Below are 3,425 nucleotides of genomic sequence, written 5' to 3' on the forward strand. Positions count from 1 at the left end.
GTGTCCGCGCCAAGCGTACAGATTGATCTTTCCAAGGTGAAAATCGAGCCTTTGTTTGCAGATGATGTAGACTTTGAGACATTCAGCAAGTCTGATTTCAGAGTGGTTAAGATCGAAGCCTGTGAGGCAGTGCCGAAGTCCAAGAAGCTCCTGAAATTCACACTGAATGACGGAACAGACCGGAAACGCACCATTTTAAGCGGTATTCACGAGTATTACGAGCCGGAAGAGCTGGTTGGTAAGACCTGTGTGGCAATCACAAACCTGCCGCCGAGAAAGATGATGGGTATTGATTCCGAGGGTATGCTGATTTCTGCAGTGTACGAGTATGACGGACGGGAAGGCTTAAATCTTTTGATGCTGGATGACAGTATTCCGGCAGGAGCAAAGCTGTACTAAAGAGGTCATTTACTACAAAAAATCGCGTTACTACAACTTTTCTACAACTTTTGCGCGAGACCCTACGAAACCGGATGAAGCAATATGAAAGGCGGATCTGCTTATAAAATGCAGATTCGCCTTTCTTTTTACATCAGCTTCATGTTCACACTAATGTTTTTTGCCTTCTCCTGCATATTCTCTTGTGTGATATGGGTGTAGATGTCCATTGTAGTAGAGAAATCGGCATGCCCCATGACTTGCTGAATGAATTTAACATCGTTGGTGCTTTCGCAGAGCCGGGTACAGAAGGTGTGCCGCAAGTTGTGAACACTAAAATGAGGGAGCAGATCCGGTTCACGGTCTTCCAGTTCAGCCTGATCCATTTCCTCCATGTTGTAAGTTACGCTGATTCTCTCAATCGCCCGATTGATATTGTGGGCGCTCATGAATGAGCCGGTTCGGTTGCGGAAAACAAAACCGTGAACTCCTCCTAACACCAGTTGATCGTCTGGATACAATGCGTCGATGGTTTCAATCTGGAGGCGAAGCTGCTCGGCCACCTCTGGATAGAGGATAGGGATAATTCGTGTACCGCTCTCAGTTTTGGGAGTGGTAATGTGAAATCCGGCTTTTCCGTCAATGACCCGGTAGATTAAGTTGTGGTTGACCGAGATTGTGTTTTCGCTCAAGTTAATATCGCTTTTGGTAATGCCGGTACATTCTGCTACACGCATTCCTGTTCCAAGGAGCACAGTCATGATGGGGAGCCAATGGCTGTATGTAGGGGACTTGGCAATAAAACGCAGGAAATTCTGCTGTTGCGTTTTAGTGAGTGCGATCCGCCGTTTAGGCTTTGGAGCGCTGCCATCCGTCTTGAGCTTGCGGTAAATGCCCTTGCTGGGATTTTTGCGGATGTAATCGTCGTCCACGGCCATTTCAAGCGTAGGGTGAACAATGGTGTTGATGCTCTCCAGTGAGTTGATAGCAAAGCCGTGTTTCAGCAGTTTGGTATAAAACGCGAGAATATCACTTCTGTGGATTTGTGGAAGAGGCATGTTAGCGAAAGGCTCTTCTTTCACATAGAAGTCCCACAGGTAAAGATAATTTGCTCTGGTAGAGGGCTTCAGTTTGATGTTGTTATTCATGTAGACCTTGAACATATCATTCAGGGTAAGCTTCATGGCTTCCTGAGTACGGATGCCATCATCCTTATCTTTGTTGATCTGCTTTTCTTTGACACGAAGACTTGCGAGATCGGAGTCGTAAAGATATTTCTTTTTAGTGCCTAATTTGTAGACATACATATAGCTGCCATCTGCCCGTTGTGTTTCTCCGGGCCGAAGATTTCGTCCTTTGTTGTCTTTTCTCACTTTTGCCATTACTGGTACCTCCTGATTATAAAAGTGTAGTGCGCCTTACTGGCATGGTTATTTAGCCGGAAATATCATAAAGATATTCTTTGATACGCTGGACACTCCATAGGACACGGGTGTTCATGGTAATGCGTGCATTGGCAAGATCCCCAATCTGTACTGCAGTGTGCCTTCCACAGCACAACAGTTTGCAAAGGGTATCGGTATCAACAGCCAAGCACTGCTCCGGCGGTAGGTCATTCGGTTTTCTTTTCTCCATAATCGTCCTCCTTTTTTCGATTACAATGATCCCTTACGATTTGTAGAAGAAGGTTTTCAACAAAAACAATGAAAACGGTCTTGAGGTCAGGAAGTATTGAAATAACAAAAGAACTCTAATGGGGCCATTTCCTACGCCAGAACGGTTCTGCCGTGTATTTCAGGCTGCTGCTGTGCAACACTTCGATTATGGGCGCGCTTCTGTGGTCATCGCACACTGTCCAGAATTCCTGTATAACTCCCCATAGAGGTTATGAACTTGTCAAGGTACTAAAAGAGCGTAGGGATCATCCGGTATTACCAAATGATCCGATACATCCTATAAATAGGCGGGGAAGAAAGAACTTCTGCAAAGAGGAAAGAAAATTTAAAGAAAATCCAAAATCAATATATAGAATGTTTGAATTGACAAGCACTATATATTGTGTTAGAATTGCAATGTAATTGATTTTTGTGCGTTGCCCGTCAGGGTACACAGGCTTTAGGGCTTGTGTTGCGGAGTAATGACTGCATTGCACACGCTGTTAATTTTGTACTTGTGTCAGTAGTATCACTGCGCCTTTTCAGGCCGGTATATTGCTGGCTTTTTTTATTTTACGGGATTTACCCACCATTGCGAGAATGACATCGGTTCATAGGCAACTATGGACGCCAGGCTTTATGCCGTCTGTCATTCTCGCTTTTTTATTGCCTGTAAGCCTGAAAGGGCTTTAAGGATAAATCAAAACTGAGAAAGGCAGGTCATGTACATGAATGTGAAGCAGAAAAGAAAGCAGAATGGTCGGCGGGTCAAGCCGGCACATTCCACGGACTGGAAGATGAAGAGACAGGCAGTATCTTCGCTCCGGCCCCGAAATGTTGCACCAATGGCGAGGGCAGTTATTTTGCCCCGAAGATCACGAAGGGGGATTTGATATGTCTGGCAGCAATAGTGCTGAACGAAAGCGGCATGAACCGCTGGTGCTGGTAGAAACGGCAGATCTTTCAGAAGAAGACTGGCTGGATTACCGGCGCCGTGGAATCGGCGGCAGCGATGTATCGGCGATCTTTGGCACTTCTCCATTCCGGACAGCCAGGGATCTGTACTACGACAAACTGAACATAGCGTCAGTGGAAGATGATGAGGGCAACTGGGTTGCCATGGAAATGGGGCATTTGCTGGAGCCTCTGGTAGCAAAGATATTCGAGCGGAAAACCGGATATCGGGTCTACCAAATCAAAAAGATGTTCCAGCACCCACAGTATCCTTGGATGCTGGCTGATGTGGACTACTTTGTGGAACTGCCGGATGGCACCACAGCGATCCTTGAGATCAAGACCACAAACTATAATGCCAGAGATAACTGGTGGATGAATGGGAAGGAGACTGTTCCAGTCTACTATGAATCTCAGGGGCGTCATTATATGGCAGTA

At 46.0% G+C, this 3,425-nt stretch carries 4 protein-coding genes; 2 read left to right on the top strand and 2 right to left on the bottom strand.

The window, feature by feature from the left end:
• Positions 1 to 399, top strand: a 399-nt coding sequence (locus tag RDN93_RS21815) for a hypothetical protein (RefSeq protein ID WP_374047434.1), incomplete at its 5' end; no start/stop codon positions are given.
• A 128-nt stretch (positions 400 to 527) separates the two neighbouring features.
• On the opposite strand, the gene RDN93_RS21820 is transcribed toward RDN93_RS21815, so the two are convergent.
• A complete protein-coding gene (locus RDN93_RS21820; RefSeq protein WP_006874387.1) occupies positions 528 to 1,760 on the bottom strand; it encodes a site-specific integrase in 1,233 nt (410 codons plus the stop codon).
• Positions 1,761 to 1,812: 52 nt separating this feature from the next.
• On the bottom strand, positions 1,813 to 2,013 hold the full coding sequence (locus tag RDN93_RS21825) for a hypothetical protein (protein WP_003501914.1): 201 nt from the start codon (positions 2,011 to 2,013) through the stop codon (positions 1,813 to 1,815).
• Positions 2,014 to 2,927: 914 nt separating this feature from the next.
• Here RDN93_RS21825 and RDN93_RS21830 point away from each other — a divergent pair.
• Positions 2,928 to 3,425, top strand: a 498-nt coding sequence (locus RDN93_RS21830; protein ID WP_308747411.1) for a YqaJ viral recombinase family protein, incomplete at its 3' end; no start/stop codon positions are given.

Origin of the sequence: uncultured Bacteroides sp., from assembly GCF_902491285.1 — a bacterium.
Taxonomy (GTDB): Bacteria; Bacteroidota; Bacteroidia; order Bacteroidales; family Bacteroidaceae; genus Bacteroides.